An 863-nucleotide genomic window follows, 5' to 3' on the forward strand; every position below is an offset into this window, starting at 1 on the left:
GTCAAGCCGGACTCGACACTGGCCCCGGGGCCCTTGCCGCGCGGATAGCGCACCGAGGCCGGGCCTGGATAATGGAAACCGGTGGTCAGCATTTGCCGGCATTCGTTCTCGTCGGCCGGGGCCATCACCAGCAGGTTCGGAATGCAGCGCATGTAACTGAAATCGTAACTGCCGGCATGGGTCGGGCCGTCGGGGCCGACCAGACCGGCCCGGTCCAGCGCAAACAATACGTCCAGATTCTGCAAGGCTACGTCGTGTATCAATTGGTCGTACGCGCGTTGCAAGAAGGTCGAATAAATCGCCACCACCGGTTTGGCGCCTTGGCAGGCCTGGCCGGCGGCCAGGGTCACCGCGTGCTGCTCGGCAATCGCTACATCGAAATAGCGTTTCGGATACTGCTGGGAGAACTTCACCAGACCGGAACCTTCGCGCATGGCGGGGGTAATCCCCAGCAGGCGCTCGTCCCGCGCCGCCATGTCGCATAACCAATTGCCGAATACTTCGGTATAGGTCGGATGCGGCGACGGCGCCGACTTGGGCAGGGAATCCTGGCTGGGGTCGAAGGCGGGCACGCCGTGGTACGCCAGGGGGTCTTTCTCGGCCGGCGCATAGCCTTTGCCTTTCTTGGTCACCACGTGCAAAAACACCGGTCCGGAAATATCCTTCAGGTTCTCCAGCGTCGACACCAGCATGTCCACATCGTGGCCGTCGATGGGGCCGAAATAATTGAAGCCCAGTTCCTCGAACAGGGTGCCCGGTACGATCATGCCTTTCACGTGCTCTTCGGTCTTGCGCGCCAGTTCCCACACCGACGGCATGCTGGCCAGGGCTTTCTTGCTTTCTTCCCGTACCGACGAATACAA

Annotated in this window: 1 protein-coding gene; it reads right to left on the reverse strand. The window is 61.5% G+C overall.

Features of this window, described 5'->3' with window-relative positions; genetic code table 11:
- On the reverse strand, positions 1-863 hold an 863-nt coding region (locus tag NP596_RS21635; protein WP_305891847.1), incomplete at both ends, for a 1-deoxy-D-xylulose-5-phosphate synthase N-terminal domain-containing protein.

This window comes from Methylomonas rivi, assembly GCF_024505165.1.
In the GTDB taxonomy this organism is placed as follows: domain Bacteria; phylum Pseudomonadota; class Gammaproteobacteria; order Methylococcales; family Methylomonadaceae; genus Methylomonas; species Methylomonas rivi.